The organism is Neorhizobium sp. DAR64862/K0K3 (assembly GCF_050500185.1).
GTDB classification, from domain to species: domain Bacteria; phylum Pseudomonadota; class Alphaproteobacteria; order Rhizobiales; family Rhizobiaceae; genus Neorhizobium; species Neorhizobium soli.
This window is the reverse complement of sequence record NZ_CP191449.1, coordinates 1,630,533-1,648,792: the sequence shown is the minus strand read 5'-3', so window position 1 is coordinate 1,648,792 and position 18,260 is coordinate 1,630,533. Positions and strand designations below refer to the sequence as shown.

The following is an 18,260-nucleotide window of genomic DNA, read 5'->3' as shown; positions in this document are numbered from 1 at the left end:
ATAACTCGAAGATGGATGTCACTGCCGTTGCACACGGCAACACTATAGGTATGAAGACCTGAACGGCGCGTCAATGGGGCGTACCCATACACGACAACACGCAGGCACGCTTGAGGCATTAAGGACGGTTATGGCGATCGATACGGGGGTACTTGGTTTCGGTGGGGGCGAGCGTGCGTTATATGCATCCAATCCCTGGGCCTCGCGGGGCCGCCTGTTTCCCGAAGCGAGCAGCCTGACGCGCTCGGAGTTTCAGCGCGATCGTGACCGTATCGTCCATACGACGGCGTTTCGCAGGCTCAAGCACAAAACGCAGGTGTTCATCAGTCCTGACGGCGACCATTACCGAACGCGGCTGACCCATACGATCGAAGTGGCGCAGGTGGCCCGCGCGCTGGCCCGTGCCCTGAAGCTGGATGAAGATCTGGCAGAAGGCGTCGCGCTCGTTCACGATTTTGGCCACACCCCCTTCGGACATACAGGTGAGGATGCGCTCGATGAGCTGATGAAGCCATATGGCGGGTTCGACCACAATGCCCAGTCGCTGCGTATCGTCACCAAGCTTGAGCGGCGATACGCGGAGTTCGACGGTCTCAACCTGACATGGGAAACGCTTGAGGGTCTCGTCAAGCACAATGGCCCTTTGATGATGGCCGACGGCAGCGAGGGTTCCCACGGTCCTTTGCCGCAGCCGATCCGCGACTACTGCCTCCTGCACGATCTCGAGCTTTCGAGCTATGCCAGCCTGGAGGCGCAGGTCGCGGCGATTTCCGACGACATTGCCTACAACACCCACGATATCGACGACGGGCTTCGCTCTGGCCTGCTCACTTTCGATATGCTGGAGGAGGTGCCGTTCCTCGCCGGACTGATGCAGGAAGTGAGGACGAAATACCCCAATCTGGACCCGACCCGCTTTGCCTACGAAGTGACGCGCCGCCAGATCACCCACATGGTCGAGGACGTTATCGCGGTCTCCCAGAAGAACCTTAGAGAGCTTGCACCCGAGAGCGCACAAGATGTGCGCATGGCGGGAAGGGTGATCTCGACCTTCTCCGACGAGATGGCGCAGACCGACAAGCAGATCAAACGAGTGCTGTTCTCCCGGATCTACCGTCACCCCGAAATCATGCGCATCCGGGCCGGCGCCTCGCAGATCGTCGTCGACCTGTTCCATCGCTACATGGACGACCCGGCGCTGATGAAAGGCCACTACTGGGTCAAGCAGATGAACGGCGTCCCGGAGGCGGCCCGCGCGCGCCACGTTGCAGATTATCTTGCCGGTATGACCGACACCTACGCAACCCGCGTCCATGCCGAGTTGTTTGACCAGACTCCTGATTTGCGCTAGGGCCTGCCCGACACCAATGGCTTCGAGGGGCCCGCCCAAAAACACTTTGAGCGGATGTAGACATATGAATCTTTTTGCCGAATTCGACAATAGAATTAAGAACGCGCTAGAAACTCTCGAAATCATTCGAGAAAATCGAAGTGCGGTTGATTTCGGACGCCTCACGGTCGAGCCTCCGCGCGATCAGAGCCATGGCGACGTCGCGACCAATGCAGCGATGGTGCTTGCCAAGCCTCTCGGCACCAACCCGCGCGCGCTCGCCGAGATCATCGCCGAAGCGTTGCGTGGCGACGCGGATATTTCGGAAGTCTCCGTTGCCGGTCCCGGCTTCATCAATATCAGGCTTTCCACCGGATACTGGCAGCAGATGCTCGCCAAGATGATTGCGCAAGGGACGGACTACGGCCGCTCGGATGTAGGTGCCGGTCGCAAGGCAAACGTCGAGTATGTCTCGGCCAATCCGACGGGGCCGATGCATGTCGGTCATTGCCGCGGCGCTGTCGTGGGCGATGCGCTCGCCAATATGATGGCCTTTGCCGGCTATGACGTCACCAAGGAATACTACATCAACGACGCTGGCAGCCAGATCGACGTTTTGGCCCGCTCGGTCTTCATCCGGTACCGCGAGGCGTTGGGCGAAGCAGTCGGCGAGATTCCGGCTGGCCTCTATCCGGGCGACTACCTCGTCCCGGTCGGGCAGGCTCTGGCCGCTGAATACGGTCCCCGGCTGCATGCCATGCCCGAAGACGAGTGGATGCCGATCGTCAAGGAGAAGGCCATCGACGCGATGATGGCCATGATCCGCGAAGATCTCGAAGCCCTCAACGTGCATCACGACGTGTTCTATTCCGAGCGCACGCTGCATGCGGACGGCGCGCAGCGCATCCGTGCGGCGATCAACGATCTGACGTTCAAGGGCCATGTCTACAAGGGCAAGCTGCCGCCGCCGAAGGGTCAGCTTCCCGAAGACTGGGAAGACCGCGACCAGACGCTGTTCCGCTCGACCGAAGTCGGCGACGATATCGATCGTCCGCTGATCAAGTCGGACGGCAGCTACACCTATTTCGCCGCCGACGTTGCCTATTTCAAGGACAAGTTCGACCGCGGCTACGACGAGATGATCTACGTGCTCGGTGCCGACCACGGTGGCTACGTCAAGCGGCTCGAGGCCGTGGCGCGCGCCGTCTCCGAAGGCAAGGCAAAGCTCACTGTTCTTCTCTGCCAGCTCGTCAAGCTTTACCGCAACGGCGAGCCGGTCAAGATGTCGAAGCGCTCCGGCGACTTCGTGACGCTGCGTGACGTCGTGGACGAGGTCGGTCGCGACTCAGTTCGCTTCATGATGCTCTACCGGAAGAGCTCGGAGCCGCTCGATTTCGATTTTGCCAAGGTGACCGAGCAGTCGAAAGACAACCCTGTCTTTTATGTCCAGTATGCCCACGCCCGCTGCATGTCGATCTTCCGCCAGGCAAGGGAGGCGTTTCCGGGTCTGGATACCGAGACGCTGGATTTCGCTGAAAACATTGGCGAAATCACCGACAAGAGCGAGCTTCAGCTGGTCGCGAAGCTTGCGGAATATCCGCGAATCGTCGAAGCTGCAGCTCTGGCCCAGGAGCCGCACAGGCTCGCATTTTACCTCTATGATCTGGCCAGTTTCTTCCATGCTCACTGGAATAAGGGCAAGGACCAACCGGAATTACGGTTTGTTAACGATAAAAACCGACAATTGAGCATTGCCAGGCTTGGACTGGTGCACGCAGTCGCCTGTGTCCTGAAGTCGGGACTTGCAATCACAGGTACAGCGGCACCTGAGGAAATGCGGTAAAAACGCCCTCATTTCCCCACATTGCACTGGCAGATGAGTTGTAATGGTGGTGAGTGGACGAGCGAATGGCGGACAACAACCTAGCGCGTAGCCGGAATGACGCCCCGGAATTTTTTGCTGACGGCGATCCTCTGGCAGAGCTCGCTCGCATCGTAGGCTACGAGGAACGGACAGTCGCGAATCCGGCTGCCCCTTCCGTGGGTTCTGCGCCAATGGCGGCATCTGCCCGCCGCGAGCCGGCCTTCAATCTCGAAGACGAGTTGCTGCGGGAATTCGAGCAATACGATACTCCGCGGATCGATCCGGTCAACGATATCCCGCTCGACGCCAAGCCTTCCCGCGTGGAGGCGCCTTTGCCGGTCGATCACGGCTATCAGGCTGCGCCTTCTATTGCCTATGAGCCTCCCATCGAACGCGAGCCGGTTTTCGAACAGCCGGTCCAGTCCGTGGTGTCGCAGAAGCAGGAAGATCTCAACCCTTTCGATGCTCCGGAATTTTCCGTCGATCCGTTCGGTGCGGCACCTGCAGAGGCGGAAGGTGTTTCCCCTGCCGTCGATGCTCACCGTGCACCGGCCGAGCCGAATTTCGACCCGTCAAATTTCCATGGCCTTCCGACACTGCGTGCGGAGGTAGAGGGCGCCGATGACTATCAGCCTGCGACTCAGTCCAGGCAGGAACCGTCGGTTGACGCTTTCGATCTGGCCGCTGAGCTGGAGAGCTCGTTCGCCGTTGCAGCCGAGCCAGTCGTCGCAGCTTCCATGGTTTCGGCGCCGGAGCCTGTTCGGGCTGAACCCCGCAAGAGCACCGGTTACACGCCGGGCTTCCGCATGCCGCTTGCGAATTTCGGTCTGAATGCCGGTGTCACGCCGCTGGAACGCCCCGTCGAAAAGCCGCCGGTTGTCCAGCCCAAGGCCGTTGCGTCCCCGGTTGAACAGCCTCGCGCTGCTGAACCGGTCGCTGTGAAAGAGGTCGTTCAGCCCACTTTGGAGGCGCAGAAATTTTCGCCGCTTGACGAGCTGGTTTATGACGTTGCCCGTTTCCCGGTCAGCCAGGAAGCGCCTGCGACTGTTCGCGCCGAGCCGAAACTCGAACTGCCGCAGGCTCCGGTCTCCAAGCCGCAGCCAATCGCCGTCGCTCCGATCGTTGCCGCTGTGGCGGCGCCCGTGATCCCGACGCCGGTTCCAACGCCGACTGTTCAGCAGGCGGCACCCGTCGCCGACCTGGCAGATGACTTCGATCCTTTCGCCGACGAAGACTTTGAACTGGCGCTTGACGATCTCGAACTCGATCTAGCCGACATCGTGGTGGCGGAAAACTCCGTTCAGCCGGTGGCACCTGCCGCGGCAATCCCTGCCGCCGTCTCGACGCCCGCGGCTGCAGCAGCACCCATCGTTGCAGCAGCGCCTGAGCCGGAAGAAGAAGTCGCCGTCGTCGAAGCGGAAATGCCGTTCGATGCGGCGATGATTTCCGAATCGGAAGAGCATGTCGAGGCGATCGCCGATCTCAACGTGCCGGACCTGCCGGTCGAGCAGCCGGAAGAAGAGCCTGCCTACGCGTCCGAGTACGATATCGATATCGATGCAGAACTCGCGGCGCTCTTGGTAAACCCGACGTCGCAGACTGCTCCGGCACCGCGGCATCAGGAGGCGGCTGCCCCGGCTTCCGTCGCTGCCGGCAATTTCCCAGAGCAGCCTCGGCAGACATCGGGCAGCGCTTACCCCGACCTCGACGATTTCGAGCGGGCCCTGGAAGAAGACTTCCGTCGCAGCCTTGTCGCGCCGCTTCCGGCCAACGACCATGACAGCGATCTCAACGGATACGAAAACGACCTCGACCAGCGTTCGCCCCGGTCGGCGTCCCGGACGTGGCTTCTTCCCATCGCCGTTGTGGGCGTCCTGGTCGTTGCTGGCGCAGGTGCCTACACGATGCTGGGTAGCGGACCTTCGCGGATGATGGGCGGCGAGCCGGTCGTCATCGCAGCCGATACCGATCCGGTAAAGGTTGTCCCGGAAAATCCGGGTGGCAAGACCGTTCCGAATCAGGACAAGGCTGTTTACGACCGCGTTGCCGGCGCTGCATCCGAAACGCCGAAGCAGGAAGCGCTGATCTCCAGCGAAGAGCAGCCGGTCGATGTCGTTCAAAAGACTCTGATGCCGGAAAGCCTTCCGCTCGAAGGCGAAAACGATATCGATCCGACCGATACCGGCGAGACCCAGGATGCACGTCTGCTACCCGATCAGGGCCAGCAGGTTGCTTCGACGGGCGGACAGGATCCTCTCACCGTTACGCCGCGTCGGGTAAAGACGATGATCGTGCGTCCGGATGGGAAGCTCGTAGAACAGGAAGTGCCGGCTCCGGCGCTCGCTGCGGCGCATACAGGCAAGATGCCGGCGGCTTCGGTGAAGTCTCCGGAACTGGCCCAGCCAGTCACTCCGGCCGCTGCGATCGCCGCATCTGCACCTGCTGCAAGCACGGTTGCCGAAATCATCCCGGCGTCTGCGCCGATGACGGCAGCCACTATGGCGCCACTGGACACTTCGGCACCTGCTGCTGTCGCGAAGGCGCCGGTCCCGAAGGTTCGTCCTTCGCAGCAGCCGGTCAATGTCGTCGCATCCGTCAGCGATCAGGGCAACGTTCGCGCTCCCGCAGCACAGGTTCAGCCGGTTTCGGCAACTCCTGCCGCTGCCAATGCACAGGTCGCGTCGGTCGGCGAGGGCGGCTACGTCATTCAGATCGCATCGCTGCCGTCCCAGGCTGACGCTCAGAGGTCTTACCAGAACCTGTCGTCGAAGTTCGGCAACGTGATCGGCGGGCGTGGGGTCGATATCAAGGCTGCTGAAATCGCCGGCAAGGGTACCTTCTATCGCGTTCGGATCCCGGCCGGCAGCAAGACGGAAGCCGTAGCACTCTGCGAAAAGTATCGCGGTGTCGGCGGCACCTGCCTCGTCGCTCGCTGAGATCTTTGACGAGAAACCATCGAACGGGGCGCACAGCGCCCCGTTTTCTATTCTGCTCCCAGTTTTCTAGGATCGAACATGACCGAATCGAAAGCGATGATCCTGGGCTCCAGCGGCCCGCAGCTTACCCAGGACGAAATCCTGCTCTACCGGGATGAGCGTCCCTGGGGTTTCATTCTCTTTGCCCGCAACTGTGTCGAGCCGGCCCAGATCACTGATCTGGTTGCAGCCATGCGCGACACCGTCGGCCGCCCGGATGCGCCTGTCCTGATCGACCAGGAGGGTGGCCGTGTTCAGCGTATCCGTCCGCCGATGATCGAGCGTTATCCGTCAGCCGCCGCCTTGGGGGCTCTCTACAAGAATGACCGTGAAATGGGCTTGCGCGCCGCATGGCTGATGTCGCGGCTGCACGCCTTCGATCTCATGAAGCTCGGCATCAACGTCGACTGCCTGCCGGTCCTGGACGTACCGGTGGAAGGCGCCAGCAACGTCATCGGCGACCGGGCCTATGGCTTCGATCCGAAGACGGTGTCCGAGATGGGGCAGGCTGCGGCCGATGGCCTCAAGGCTGGCGGCATGCTTCCTGTGATGAAGCACATCCCGGGCCACGGCCGCGGCTTGGCCGATTCGCATCATGAACTGCCGGTCGTATCGGCATCGCGGGCGGAACTCGAAGCGCATGACTTCCTGCCCTTCGTGGCGCTCAAGAACGAGTTGATGGCGATGAGCGCGCATATCGTCTTCACCGCGATCGACACGGAAGAGCCGGCGACGATTTCTCGGAAAGTCATCGAGGATGTCATTCGCGGTCATATCGGCTTCGATGGCCTGCTGATGTCCGACGACAGCTCGATGAACGCCCTAAAGGGCACGATCGGCGAGCGCGCGGCGAGAATCGTTGGGGGCGGTTGTGATATCGTCTTGCATTGCAACGGCCTGATGGACGAAATGAAGGCGGTTGTGAACGAGGCGATCCCGCTTGGCGGCGAGGCGCTTCGACGTGCCAAAGCGGTGGAGCAGGGTTTCCCGGTTGCTGACGATGCACAGGAAGACACGCTTCGCGACGAATTCCACGGACTGATTGGGGTCGCCTGACCGCCGACAGTGAAGACGGATCGGAATGGCGATGACAAAAGCTGAAAATGCCATTCCGATGGACAAGATGTGGCAGGACGTGACCGAGCGGGCGATCGATGATCCTTCCCTGGTGATCGACGTCGCGGGCTTCGAGGGACCGCTCGATCTTCTGCTGCATCTTGCGCGCAGCCAGAAAGTGGATCTGTCGCGGATCTCTGTCCTGGCACTCGCCGAGCAGTATCTCACATTCGTCGACAGCGCGCGGCGCGTTCGGATCGAACTGGCAGCCGACTATCTCGTGATGGCAGCTTGGCTCGCCTATCTCAAGTCGCGGTTGCTGATCCCCAAGCAGATCAAGATCGACGACGGCCCGACCGGCGAGGAACTGGCGGCAACTCTGGCCTTCCGGTTGAAACGGCTGGAAGCAATCCGCGATGCAGCAGCTCAGCTCGTCAACCGTAACCGACTCGGTCGCGATATTTTTGCACGTGGGGCACCGGAGCATATCCCGCAGCACAGGCCGTCGGCCTATGACGCATCGCTCTACGACCTGTTGTCGGCCTACGCCAATCTCCGGCAGCGCAACGCCATCACCCATGTCACGATCGAACGCCGCAAGGTCTGGTCGCTGGTTGAGGCGAGGGACCTTCTCAACCGCATGCTGGGCGAGATCGGCGATTGGACGGCCCTGCAGCAGTACCTTCTGCCGTATCTGCCGCCGCAGGATCGCGTCACTGCGACTGCCAGCGCCTTTGCCGCCTCGTTGGAACTGGTGCGCGAAGGACAGCTCGAGATCCGCCAGGATGGCGCTTTCCAGACAATCTATCTCAGAAAGGGACCCGGGCGGCCGAAGGCCGAGACGTTGCCTCTAAAGGCAGGGACAGCCGAATGAGCCAGATCGAGGACGCGATGGACGACGACGCGGCAGTGGATACTATTGTGCCGGTGCCCTACTCGTCGGAGGAGATCGAGCGGATCGCCGAAGCCCTCGTGTTTGCATCGGCCGAGCCTGTCTCTGAAGCGTTTCTGGCTGAGCGTCTTCCACGGGGAGAAGATATCCAGGCCGTGATGCAGAGACTGGCGGGCATCTATGCCTCACGCGGAGTGAACCTGGTCAAGGTGGCCGATCGCTGGGCTTTCCGCACGGCAGCAGACCTTTCCTTCGTCATTCGCAAAGACGACAGCGACGTGAAGAAGCTGTCGAGGGCCGCCCTCGAAGTGCTTGCCATCATCGCCTACCACCAGCCTGTGACCCGCGCCGAGATCGAGGATATTCGCGGCGTCCAGACCTCAAGAGGTACGCTTGACGTACTGATGGAAGCCGGCTGGGTTCGTTTCCGCGGTCGGCGTCGGTCGCCGGGCAGACCGGTGACACTCGGAACGACAGGAGATTTTCTCGATCATTTCGGGTTGGAAGAGCTACGCGATCTTCCTGGTCTCGAAGAATTGAAGGGCGCGGGACTTCTATCCGGTCGCATTCCATCCGGCTTTTCGGTGCCGGTTCCGGGCGGTGAGGACGAGCTTTCGGACGAGGAAGACCCCATCACCCAGCTTGACCTAGAGGAGCTTGGCTTGCTGCCGCCAACCGGCGACAGTGATGGCTAGCAGGGCTTTCAGCCAGCTTTCCCCTTATTATTCCCGTGTTCCCGAATATGGACCGTGCGTGATCGTCCGTTGCCGACAGCAGCGTCGCTAGATCGCGAAAGTCATCCGTTCATAGCTTTTCGTGCAACGTATTTGGTGTTTGAAAAACAAACTTAAAAAGCTTACATCGGGGTCACGTTCCAATGGAGTTAGACTATGGGTTCTTTTAGTGTGTGGCACTGGCTGATCGTTCTAGTCATCGTGCTTGTCCTGTTCGGACGCGGCAAGATTCCTGAGCTGATGGGCGACTTTGCCAAAGGCATCAAGAGCTTCAAAAAAGGCATGGCGGACGAGGATGCCCCTGAGGCAAAGCCTACCGATACTGTGAACGGCGGCAGGACGGTCGATCACAAGCCCGACGAGATCAAGGAAACCACTCGGTCTTAATTGGTCGGGAGGGTTTCAGGAGCCTCGCTGAATGTTGGATATCGGTTGGACCGAGCTACTTGTCATTGCCATTGTGCTTATCGTGGTCGTAGGTCCCAAGGACTTGCCGCCCATGCTGCGCGCTTTCGGGAAGATGACATCAAACCTGCGCAAGATGGCGGGTGACTTTCGGACGCAGTTCGACGAGGCGCTTCGCGAGGCAGACATGGATGACGTCCGGAAGACGATTTCGGACGCCAAGAGCCTCAATCCCGCCAACAGCCTGCGCGACGCGATAAATCCGCTTCGCCAGATGGGGCAGGACATCCGAAACGATCTGCAAAAGGCGACGCATATGCCGTCGACGCCGACGCCGGTGAGCACGGATGTCGAAGCGCAGCATGCTGTCGAAGGTGCTCCGGTCGCCGATACGGCGCCTGTTGTTGCGGCTGTTCCGGTTACGCCCGTCACGGCATCTCCTGTTGCTGCGCCGACGTCCTCTGCTGTGACGCCGGCACCAGCGGAGGCGACAACGCCTGCCGAACCCGGTCGCGTTAGAAAGCCTCGCGCACCGAAGTTGGCGGCCACGGGTGAGCCGGCAGCTGTGGATAAGCCTGCAACGACACGCAGATCCACGAGGGCGGAGAAGCCTGCCCCAGTGGCGACGTCTGCCGAACAGCCGAAACGTGTTCGCGTGGCCAAGGTCCCGGTGTCCGCACCTGAAACGACTGAGACGGCCGTCAAGCTTGCAGCCGCCCGCAAGCGTACCCCGAAGAAGCCTGTCGATACCCCGAAGGACGATGCCTGATGAGCGGTGATTACGAAGATAAGCCGCAGCCGCTTATCGAGCATCTGATGGAGTTGCGGACAAGGCTCATCTGGTCGATCGGCGCTTTCTTCCTCGCCTTCGTCGTGTGCTTCTTCTTCGCAAAGCAGCTCTTCAACCTTCTCGTCATTCCCTACAAATGGGCGGTCATCTGGGCAAAGCTCGATATCGCGAAATCCGAACTGATCTACACCGCGCCGCAGGAATTCTTCTTCACCCAGGTGAAGGTTGCGATGTTTGGCGCGCTGGTCATTGCCTTTCCGGTGATTGCCTCGCAGATCTACAAGTTCGTGGCTCCCGGGCTCTACAAGAACGAGCGGGCAGCCTTCCTGCCGTTCCTGATTGCCTCGCCTGTGCTGTTCCTGCTTGGAGGCGCACTGGTCTACTTCTTCTTCACGCCGATGGTGATGTGGTTCTTCCTGGCCATGCAGCAGGCGCCGACCGAGGGTGAAGTGGGGATCTCGCTTCTTCCGCGTGTTTCGGAATATCTCAGCCTCATCATGACGCTGGTTCTGTCCTTTGGACTGGTTTTCCAGCTTCCCGTGGTCACGACGCTGCTTGCTCGCGTGGGCATCCTGTCCAGCAAGTGGCTGCGCGAGAAGCGCAAGTTCGCGATCGTCATCGCCTTCGTCGTTGCCGCCGTCCTGACGCCGCCGGATCCGATGTCCCAGATCGGTCTTGCTATACCGACCATCCTTCTCTACGAGATTTCCATCTACGCCGCGCGACTCGTCGAGCGCAGACGCGATGAGGACGCTTCGAGTGATGAGGCCTCGTCTGACGTCGCAGAGACGGAGAAGGCCTGAGGTTTTTCTCTCGATCGATATCGCAGCGGCCTCATGCTTTGAAGGCCAAGAATCATGCTCGATATCAAGTGGATCCGCGATAATCCGGAAGCTTTCGACGCAGCGCTGAACAAGCGCGGCGCCGAGCCGATGGCTGCCTCCCTGCTTGCGATGGACGATACCCGCCGCAGCGTCATCCAGACGCTTCAGGATATGCAGTCGCGCCGTAACGCCGCCTCCAAGGAGATCGGCAATGCGATGGCGCAGAAGAATACCGAACTCGCCGAGAAGCTGAAGGCGGAAGTCGCCACCATCAAGGACACGATGCCGGCCGCCGAGCAGGAAGAACGGGCAGCTGTCGCAGCGCTCGATGACGCGCTGTCGCGCCTTCCAAACATTCCTCTCGACGATGTCCCCGTCGGCTCGGACGAATCAGGGAACGTCGTCACGCGCACGATCGGAACGAAGCCCGGCTGGAATCATCCCGCCAAGGAGCATTTCGAGATCGGCGAAGCGCTCGGCTATATGGATTTCGAGCGAGCCGCAAAACTCTCGGGCTCGCGCTTTACGGTGCTGACCGGACCGCTTGCCCGTCTTGAGCGGGCAATCGGTCAGTTCATGATCGACATGCACACCAGCGAGCACGGGTACACGGAAGTGTCGTCGCCGCTGATGGTAAAGTCCGAGGCAATGTACGGCACAGGCCAGTTGCCGAAGTTCGAGGAAGATCTCTTCAAGACGACGGATGGCCGCTACCTCATCCCGACGGCTGAGGTGACGCTGACCAACCTCGTGTCGGGCGAGGTTCTGGACGCCGAAAAGCTGCCGCTGCGCTTTACGGCGCTTACCCCGTCCTTCCGTTCGGAAGCCGGTTCTGCGGGTCGCGATACGCGCGGCATGTTGCGCCAGCACCAGTTCTGGAAATGCGAACTCGTCTCGATCACGGATCAGGAATCATCGATCGCTGAGCACGAGCGGATGACCGAATGCGCCGAAAACGTCCTCAAGCGTCTCGGCCTGCATTTTCGGACGATGACGCTCTGCACCGGCGACATGGGCTTCAGCGCCCGCAAGACCTATGACATCGAAGTCTGGTTGCCGGGACAGGATGCGTTCCGCGAAATCTCGTCCTGCTCGGTCTGTGGCGATTTCCAGGGCCGCCGGATGAACGCGCGCTATCGCGGCAAGGACGACAAGGCTTTGAAATTTGTTCACACGCTGAACGGCTCGGGCACTGCCGTCGGCCGCTGCCTGATCGCAGTCCTCGAAAATTATCTCAATGAAGACGGCTCCGTTACGATCCCGGACGCGCTTCTGCCCTATATGGGCGGCCTGACCAAAATAGAAAAAGCATAAGGCAGCCCTGAATGCGCATCCTGCTCACCAACGACGACGGTATCCACGCGGAAGGCCTGGCGGTTCTCGAACGGATTGCCCGCCAGCTTTCCGATGACGTCTGGATTGTTGCGCCAGAAACCGACCAGAGCGGTTATGCGCATTCCCTGACCCTGTCGGAGCCGCTGCGCCTGCGCGAGATCAGCGACCGGCACTATGCCGTGCGCGGCACGCCGACGGACTGCGTCATCATGGCGATGCGCCACGTCATGGGGGGCAAGCCGGATCTCGTTCTGTCGGGTGTCAACGTCGGTGCCAACCTTGCCGACGACGTGACCTATTCTGGCACGGTCGCAGGCGCCATCGAGGGCACTCTGCAAGGCGTCCGGTCGATCGCGCTCAGCCAGGCCTACCGCAAGGAGAACGGCCGCGTCCTGCCTTGGGATACGGCCGAATCGCATGGCCCGGGCCTGATCCGCAAATTGCTGGATACGGACCTTCCGGCCGGCACGTTTCTCAACGTCAATTTCCCGGCCTGCGCGCCTGACGATGTCCAGGGGACGGAAGTCACGTCTCAGGGCAAGACCGATTTCGACGTGGCGATCGACGAACGCCAGGATGGTCGAGGCTTCCCATACTATTGGCTGTACTTTGCCTCGCGTGTCGGCCGCCAGGCGGAGGGCACAGACATCAACGCCATCAAGGCCAATCGCATTTCAGTAACACCGCTGAAACTGGACCTGACCGACTATTCGGTGCAGGATCGCTTGATGAAGGCGCTGGGTTGAACCCAGATAACGTGGCAGGCGGAGTGACAGCTTGAAATCGGGCATGGTCGAGAAGGAAGGGTTTGCTGCACTTGTCTTGCGGCTCCGGTCCGCAGGCATTTCAAACATCGACCTTCTGACTGCCGTCGAGCAGACGCCTCGTTCGCAGTTCGTGCCGCCCACGCTTTCTCAGGAAGCCTATTCCAGCCGCACGGTCCCGATCGATTGCGGTGCCTTTATGGAAGGGGCAGATCTTGCGGTTCGCCTTCTGGCCGCTCTGCAGGTGAAACCCGGTCATCGTGTTCTCGAAATCGGTACAGGCAGCGGTTTTACAGCCGCCGTGATCGGCCGCATCGCAGAACGGGTGCTGACCGTCGATCGCTATAAGACGCTCACCGTTGCGGCGCAGGCCCGCGTTGACGCACTTGGAATGCGCAACGTCATCGTACGACAGGCGGATGGCAGCAACGGGATGCCGGGCGAGGGCACGTTCGATCGGATATTCGTGACCACGGCATTTACGGTTCTGCCGCGATTCTATGCGGAGCAGCTGACCCATGGCGGTTCGATGGTTGCGCCGCTGATCGGCGACGACGAGACCTGCATGATGGTGAGGCTCACCAAGACCGGGAGCCGATTCGAACGGGAAGACCTGTTCACCGTGCCATTCCTGCCGATCATTCCGCAGATGGCGGCAGCGCTTTAAGCTGGTTCGGCATTGGTTCCGCTCCTGCCACGCGCTTCCAACTCATGGTTAGCGAATTATCAAAAAAATTGCATCTCTTCCGACACTTTAACCCCACAGTAAGACTAACGCGCTTTAATGACTCCCACGATGGTTGCGTGAGTGTAGGTCGAGTCCATGCGTGTCAACAGTGCACAAAAAGTCGGAAAATCAGTAGCTAAGCTCGCAGTTGCGGCTTTGCTTGCGAGTGCGGCCACTGGCTGCAGCTCGGATTCGAGCCGTTTCTCCGGGCTGTTCTCCAAAGATGAGCTGACAACGGCTTCAATACCCCAGCGTCCGGTCGGCGGGGCCTATGGCCAGGCGCCAATGCCGCGCGACGATGTGCGGTCGGGCCAGGCGGTGGCACCGGTCCAGCAGGATTACGGTTCGCGAAATACCGCGATGAACCAGCCTTATCCGGCCCAGTCCGGTGGCTATTCATCACCGGCCCGCGCCGCTTCGGCGCCGATGGCCGTCCAGCGCAACGAGTTGGCAGCTCCCGGCATGCCGTCTGCTCAGGCGTCCGCTCCCATGGCGTCCCGTGCACCGATGGCGGCTGACCGCGGTCAGGGCACTCGCCAGGAATCGATGGCCCAGTCATACCCGGGTCGTAGCGGTGGTTCGCAGTCTCTGACGGCTCCCACACCGTCGACCGCTCGAGGCGACAACCTGACAACGGCTTCGACGAAGCCGATGTCCGGCTGGTCTTCGGTCAACGCTCCGCGGGTAACGCTCAGGGCAGGCGAGACCGCATCGACCCTGTCTTCCCGCTACGGCGTTCCTGAAAAGGAAATCCTGAAGGCCAATGGCGGCGCTGTGAAGCCGGGCCAGACGATTGTCATCCCGACTTTCGGCCCGTCCCGCAATTCCGCGAAGACTGCGGCGTCCGATATCGACCTGCAGAACAAGGCGCCAGCGCCCACCCAGCAGACCGAGCAGAAGGTTGCCGTTCTGCCAACGCCGACCCGCGACAAGGCGATGGCGGAGCTTGGCAAGATCACACCTCCGGGCGGCAAGCCTCTCGGTGGCACCTACACGGTCAAGCCTGGCGACAGCCTTGCAAAGATCGCTCGCGAAACCGGCACACCGATTGATCAGCTGAAGGCCGCAAACGGTCTGACGACGGACGGTGTGCGGGTCGGCCAGAGCCTGAAGGTCGGTGGTAGCTCGGTTGCGACCGATCCGGTCAGAACCGCATCCATCCCGGAAAAGCCGGCTGCCCAGCCGAAGCCTGCTGCACCGTCGCCTGTCGCCGAAGCAGCACCCGCAAAGCCTGCGCCACAGGAAACAGCATCGCTGTCGGACGTCGAGAAGAAGTCCGATGTGTCTGCCGCTGCACCGCAGTCGACCGGCATTTCGAAATATCGCTGGCCAGTCAGTGGCGCGGTCATCGCCGGCTACGGCGCCAACGTCAACGGCAGCCGCAATGACGGTATCGACATCTCGGTTCCCGAGGGCACGCCGATCAAGGCCGCTGAAAACGGCGTCGTCATCTATGCCGGCAACGGCCTGAAGCAGCTCGGAAACACCGTTCTGGTTCGCCATGACGATGGCAAGGTCACCGTTTACGGCCACGCCGGCAACATCAACGTCACGCGCGGCCAGAAGGTCACCCGCGGCCAGACTGTCGCGGCGTCCGGCATGAGCGGCGACGCTCAGCGTCCGCAGGTCCACTTCGAGGTGCGCAAGGATGCGACACCGGTCAACCCCATCACTTTCCTTGAATAATTGTAGTGCGTTTCAAGGGGACGGGAGAAAAGCGCAGCTTCGGTTGCGCTTTTTTCGTTTTGGGGCTGCTTCAAGAACTCACGGCGTGAGTGTCTTGCGCATCCGCCCGGCGAGATCCTGGATATACTGCCACGCGACGCGGCCGGAACGCCCGCCGCGCGTCGTCGCCCAGGCGAGCGCCTCGTGGTGCAGGGTTTCGCGGTTGAGGCCGAGATTGAAATGGTCGGCATAGCCGTCGATCATGGTCAGGTAGTCGTCCTGACTGCATTTGTGGAAGCCGAGCCAAAGTCCGAAACGGTCCGAGAGCGAAACCTTCTCCTCGACCGCCTCGGACGGGTTGATCGCCGTCGACTGCTCGTTTTCCAGCATATGCCGCGGCAAAAGGTGGCGCCGGTTCGATGTGGCGTAGAACAGGACGTTGTCCGGCCGGCCTTCGATGCCACCGTCGAGCGCTGCCTTCAGAGACTTGTAGGCCGTATCGTCGTGGTCGAAGGACAGATCGTCGCAAAACACGATGATGCGATGGCCGGATGCCTTGAGGATGTCGAGCAGCGCCGGCAGCGTGGCGATATCCTCGCGGTGGACTTCCACCAGTTTCAGCGAGACACCGGTCGACGCGCGGATATCCTCGTGCACGGCTTTGACCAGCGACGACTTGCCCATGCCGCGCGCGCCCCAGAGAAGGACGTTGTTTGCCGGATAACCTTCGGCAAACCGCAACGTGTTTTCCTGCAGGATGTCGCGCACGTGGTCAACGCCACGGATCAGGGTGAGGGCGACGCGGTTGGGGCGTGGCACGGGCTGCAGGCGCTGGTTTGTCGGCACCCAGACAAAGCAATCCGCGACAGTCCAGTCATTGACCGCGGGTGGGGGGGCCGCCAGCCGCTCGACTGCGTCGGCGAGCCTGCGCACTTCAGACAGGATCAGGGCGTTGAGCTCGTCGGTCATTTGGTATTCCTCAAGACTTTTTGTCATCGGCCGCGCCCTCTCGGCCGCTTTTTTCAGCAGGTAACATGCTCGTTATTGCATCAAAAGCCGTAGAGCCGTGGATTCAGTACGCGGGGGGACCGCTTTCTGTTGCATTCCCCGGTGTCACAACTATATTCCGGCGGCTTATGACAGGGGGCTCGGCGCCTCCGCTTATCGTTTAGGAGTTCTTGATGTTCATTACTGAGGCATTCGCGCAGGCGGGTGGAGCGGCGCCGGCGGCTTCCGCAACAGACTCGATTCTGCAGATGGTGCTGCTCTTCGCACCTCTGATGGTGGTCTGGTATTTCTTCCTGATCCGTCCGCAGCGCGCCCAGGCTAAGAAACGCCAGGAGACCCTGACGAGCATTCGCCGTGGCGACCAGGTTGTGCTTGGCGGCGGCCTCGTCGGCCGGGTTTCGAAGGTTGTCGATGACAACGAAGTCGAAGTCGAGATCGCCGACGGCGTCAAGGTCCGCGCAATGCGCGCCTACATCGCCGAAGTCCGCGTCAAGGGCGAGCCGGTCAAGGCCGACACCGCGTCCTGACATCCGGCAGGCCCGCTCTGGCGGGCCTTTCCATTTTCTAATCAATCAAGGACGCGGTGATGGCAAAAGGGATCGAGATACGCGAAGCCCATTTCCCCGGTCGCGCCCAGATCGATGCCTACGGCAATGGCGGTTTCCGTTTTGCCGACATGTCGCATCGCGGGTCGATCCTCTGCCTTCCCTCAGGGATACACGGCTGGGATCTGAGCGAAGGTGAGCCCCTTACGGTATCCTCCCTCTACAAGGTCCTCGACGAAGCCTCAGGCATTGAGGTCTTGCTGATCGGCACGGGCCAGAACCTGAAGCCGATACCTGCAGAGGTGAAAGCCGCATTGAAGGCGAAGGGCATCTCTTCCGACCCGATGAGCACCGGTGCTGCCGTGCGCACATACAATATCATGCTCGCCGAATCCCGTGCCGTCGCCGTCGCGCTGATTGCCGTCTGACCCATGAGTGACGATCGTTCAACGAATGGCGAACTCTGTCTCGCGACGCTGCGAGACACGGACCGCGATCGCTATCTCGCATGCCTCCTGTCTCCGGAAGACAAGCGCCCGGCATTGGCCGCGCTCTACGCCTTCAACGCCGAAATTGCGCGCGTCCGGGACATGGTCCGCGATCCTCTCCCGGGAGAGATCCGCCTGCAATGGTGGCGGGATTTCCTTGAGGGTGGAAGTCAGGCAGACGGGCTGGGAGACACGGGCGGCAATCCGATCGCTGCGGGACTGCAGGATGCGATCGAGACCTATCGGCTGCCGCGTCAGACGCTTGTCGCCATGACGGAAGCGCGAATCTTCGATCTCTACGACGATCCGCTCACTGACCGCAACGCGCTGGAAGGCTATGCTGGCGAAACCGCCTCGGCTTTGATCCAGCTTGCAAGCCTCATCCTTTCGCCCGAAGATGCCGCAAGGTCCACGCAGGCGGCCGGCCATGCGGGTGTTGCGCAGGCGATCGCCGGTTTCATCCTGCTTTTGCCGATCCATCGGCGCCGCAACCAGCTTTACCTCCCGCTCGATCTTCTGGCTGCCACCGGTCTTGACCGCGACAGCTTTCTGGCCGGCAGCGACAAACCTCGCATTTCCGCAGCAATTCAGGCCTTTGCCGGCCTTGGCCTCGAGCATCTCGACAAGGCACGACGTGCCGGTCCTCTTCCGCCCGCGCTCGTGCCGGCCTTCGTGCCGGTAGCGCTTGTCGAGCCGGTTCTGCAGCGCGCTTCACGCCGGGGAGCCGATGCTCTCGACGGAGACATGCAGTCTCCCCAATGGCGTCGTCAGTTGCAGATGCTGAAGGCTGCCGTCCTCAAACGCTTCTAGCAATCACCAGTCGCCACGCTTCACGCAAGCCTTGGGGGATAAATGCCC

17 protein-coding genes are annotated in these 18,260 nt (G+C 61.1%); 16 read left to right on the top strand and 1 reads right to left on the bottom strand.

What is annotated here, in order from left to right:
* Positions 1-130 precede the first annotated feature (130 nt).
* The 13 genes from ACQY1L_RS08015 to ACQY1L_RS07955 all read left to right on the top strand — a co-directional run bounded on the left by ACQY1L_RS08015 (position 131) and on the right by ACQY1L_RS07955 (position 15,382).
* The gene (locus tag ACQY1L_RS08015) at positions 131-1,351 is read left to right on the top strand and encodes a deoxyguanosinetriphosphate triphosphohydrolase (protein ID WP_113110973.1); all 1,221 of its coding nucleotides are present in this window, start codon (positions 131-133) and stop codon (positions 1,349-1,351) included.
* Between the two features lie 64 nt (positions 1,352-1,415).
* On the top strand, positions 1,416-3,173 hold the full coding sequence (gene argS, locus ACQY1L_RS08010) for an arginine--tRNA ligase (protein WP_430243709.1): 1,758 nt from the start codon (positions 1,416-1,418) through the stop codon (positions 3,171-3,173).
* Positions 3,174-3,385: 212 nt separating this feature from the next.
* Positions 3,386-6,130, top strand: a complete 2,745-nt coding sequence (locus ACQY1L_RS08005; RefSeq protein ID WP_430243707.1) for an SPOR domain-containing protein — start codon at positions 3,386-3,388, stop codon at positions 6,128-6,130.
* Positions 6,131-6,208: 78 nt separating this feature from the next.
* Positions 6,209-7,225 (top strand): beta-N-acetylhexosaminidase, encoded by a 1,017-nt coding sequence (gene nagZ / locus ACQY1L_RS08000; protein ID WP_430243705.1) that lies wholly within the window; start codon positions 6,209-6,211, stop codon positions 7,223-7,225.
* Between the two features lie 31 nt (positions 7,226-7,256).
* The gene (locus ACQY1L_RS07995) at positions 7,257-8,099 is read left to right on the top strand and encodes a segregation and condensation protein A (RefSeq protein WP_371816173.1); all 843 of its coding nucleotides are present in this window, start codon (positions 7,257-7,259) and stop codon (positions 8,097-8,099) included.
* Positions 8,100-8,116: 17 nt separating this feature from the next.
* Positions 8,117-8,812 carry an SMC-Scp complex subunit ScpB gene (gene scpB, locus ACQY1L_RS07990; RefSeq protein WP_430243866.1) on the top strand — a complete coding sequence of 232 codons (696 nt, stop codon included), beginning with the start codon at positions 8,117-8,119 and terminating at the stop codon, positions 8,810-8,812.
* A 195-nt stretch (positions 8,813-9,007) separates the two neighbouring features.
* Complete coding sequence (locus ACQY1L_RS07985; protein ID WP_062457545.1) at positions 9,008-9,238, top strand: twin-arginine translocase TatA/TatE family subunit; 231 nt, start codon at positions 9,008-9,010, stop codon at positions 9,236-9,238.
* Positions 9,239-9,269: 31 nt separating this feature from the next.
* The gene (gene tatB, locus ACQY1L_RS07980; RefSeq protein ID WP_209900690.1) at positions 9,270-10,025 is read left to right on the top strand and encodes a Sec-independent protein translocase protein TatB; all 756 of its coding nucleotides are present in this window, start codon (positions 9,270-9,272) and stop codon (positions 10,023-10,025) included.
* On the top strand, positions 10,025-10,849 hold the full coding sequence (gene tatC / locus ACQY1L_RS07975) for a twin-arginine translocase subunit TatC (RefSeq protein WP_062457539.1): 825 nt from the start codon (positions 10,025-10,027) through the stop codon (positions 10,847-10,849). Before tatB ends, tatC begins: the two co-directional genes overlap by 1 nt.
* 54 nt (positions 10,850-10,903) lie before the next feature.
* Positions 10,904-12,184 carry a serine--tRNA ligase gene (gene serS, locus ACQY1L_RS07970; protein WP_430243702.1) on the top strand — a complete coding sequence of 427 codons (1,281 nt, stop codon included), beginning with the start codon at positions 10,904-10,906 and terminating at the stop codon, positions 12,182-12,184.
* 11 nt (positions 12,185-12,195) lie between these two features.
* Complete coding sequence (gene surE, locus ACQY1L_RS07965) at positions 12,196-12,951, top strand: 5'/3'-nucleotidase SurE (RefSeq protein WP_062457534.1); 756 nt, start codon at positions 12,196-12,198, stop codon at positions 12,949-12,951.
* Between the two features lie 31 nt (positions 12,952-12,982).
* Positions 12,983-13,636, top strand: a complete 654-nt coding sequence (locus ACQY1L_RS07960) for a protein-L-isoaspartate(D-aspartate) O-methyltransferase (RefSeq protein WP_062457531.1) — start codon at positions 12,983-12,985, stop codon at positions 13,634-13,636.
* A gap of 156 nt (positions 13,637-13,792) precedes the next feature.
* The gene (locus ACQY1L_RS07955) at positions 13,793-15,382 is read left to right on the top strand and encodes a peptidoglycan DD-metalloendopeptidase family protein (RefSeq protein WP_430243699.1); all 1,590 of its coding nucleotides are present in this window, start codon (positions 13,793-13,795) and stop codon (positions 15,380-15,382) included.
* A gap of 78 nt (positions 15,383-15,460) precedes the next feature.
* Here the strand turns inward: ACQY1L_RS07955 and ACQY1L_RS07950 are convergent, their stop codons facing one another.
* Positions 15,461-16,330 (bottom strand): ATP-binding protein, encoded by an 870-nt coding sequence (locus ACQY1L_RS07950; protein WP_430243698.1) that lies wholly within the window; start codon positions 16,328-16,330, stop codon positions 15,461-15,463.
* 212 nt (positions 16,331-16,542) lie between these two features.
* Here ACQY1L_RS07950 and yajC point away from each other — a divergent pair, with 212 nt between their 5' ends.
* From yajC to ACQY1L_RS07935, 3 genes are read left to right on the top strand one after another with little or no spacing between them, the layout of a single operon-like run.
* Positions 16,543-16,896, top strand: coding sequence for a preprotein translocase subunit YajC (yajC, locus tag ACQY1L_RS07945; protein ID WP_062457522.1), 354 nt, complete (start codon positions 16,543-16,545; stop codon positions 16,894-16,896).
* 59 nt (positions 16,897-16,955) lie between these two features.
* Entirely contained in the window at positions 16,956-17,342 is a 387-nt protein-coding gene (locus tag ACQY1L_RS07940) for an Mth938-like domain-containing protein (protein ID WP_062457520.1), read from the top strand.
* 3 nt (positions 17,343-17,345) lie between these two features.
* Complete coding sequence (locus ACQY1L_RS07935) at positions 17,346-18,212, top strand: phytoene/squalene synthase family protein (protein ID WP_430243695.1); 867 nt, start codon at positions 17,346-17,348, stop codon at positions 18,210-18,212.
* Positions 18,213-18,260: the final 48 nt, after the last annotated feature.

Coding starts and splice junctions, on each gene's coding strand:
- ACQY1L_RS08015 (WP_113110973.1), top strand. CDS start 131: ATGGCGATCGATACGGGGGTACTTGGTTTCGGTGGGGGCGAGCGTGCG.
- argS (WP_430243709.1), top strand. CDS start 1,416: ATGAATCTTTTTGCCGAATTCGACAATAGAATTAAGAACGCGCTAGAA.
- ACQY1L_RS08005 (WP_430243707.1), top strand. CDS start 3,386: ATGGCGGCATCTGCCCGCCGCGAGCCGGCCTTCAATCTCGAAGACGAG.
- nagZ (WP_430243705.1), top strand. CDS start 6,209: ATGACCGAATCGAAAGCGATGATCCTGGGCTCCAGCGGCCCGCAGCTT.
- ACQY1L_RS07995 (WP_371816173.1), top strand. CDS start 7,257: ATGACAAAAGCTGAAAATGCCATTCCGATGGACAAGATGTGGCAGGAC.
- scpB (WP_430243866.1), top strand. CDS start 8,117: ATGGACGACGACGCGGCAGTGGATACTATTGTGCCGGTGCCCTACTCG.
- ACQY1L_RS07985 (WP_062457545.1), top strand. CDS start 9,008: ATGGGTTCTTTTAGTGTGTGGCACTGGCTGATCGTTCTAGTCATCGTG.
- tatB (WP_209900690.1), top strand. CDS start 9,270: ATGTTGGATATCGGTTGGACCGAGCTACTTGTCATTGCCATTGTGCTT.
- tatC (WP_062457539.1), top strand. CDS start 10,025: ATGAGCGGTGATTACGAAGATAAGCCGCAGCCGCTTATCGAGCATCTG.
- serS (WP_430243702.1), top strand. CDS start 10,904: ATGCTCGATATCAAGTGGATCCGCGATAATCCGGAAGCTTTCGACGCA.
- surE (WP_062457534.1), top strand. CDS start 12,196: ATGCGCATCCTGCTCACCAACGACGACGGTATCCACGCGGAAGGCCTG.
- ACQY1L_RS07955 (WP_430243699.1), top strand. CDS start 13,793: ATGCGTGTCAACAGTGCACAAAAAGTCGGAAAATCAGTAGCTAAGCTC.
- ACQY1L_RS07950 (WP_430243698.1), bottom strand. CDS start 16,330: ATGACCGACGAGCTCAACGCCCTGATCCTGTCTGAAGTGCGCAGGCTC.
- yajC (WP_062457522.1), top strand. CDS start 16,543: ATGTTCATTACTGAGGCATTCGCGCAGGCGGGTGGAGCGGCGCCGGCG.
- ACQY1L_RS07940 (WP_062457520.1), top strand. CDS start 16,956: ATGGCAAAAGGGATCGAGATACGCGAAGCCCATTTCCCCGGTCGCGCC.
- ACQY1L_RS07935 (WP_430243695.1), top strand. CDS start 17,346: ATGAGTGACGATCGTTCAACGAATGGCGAACTCTGTCTCGCGACGCTG.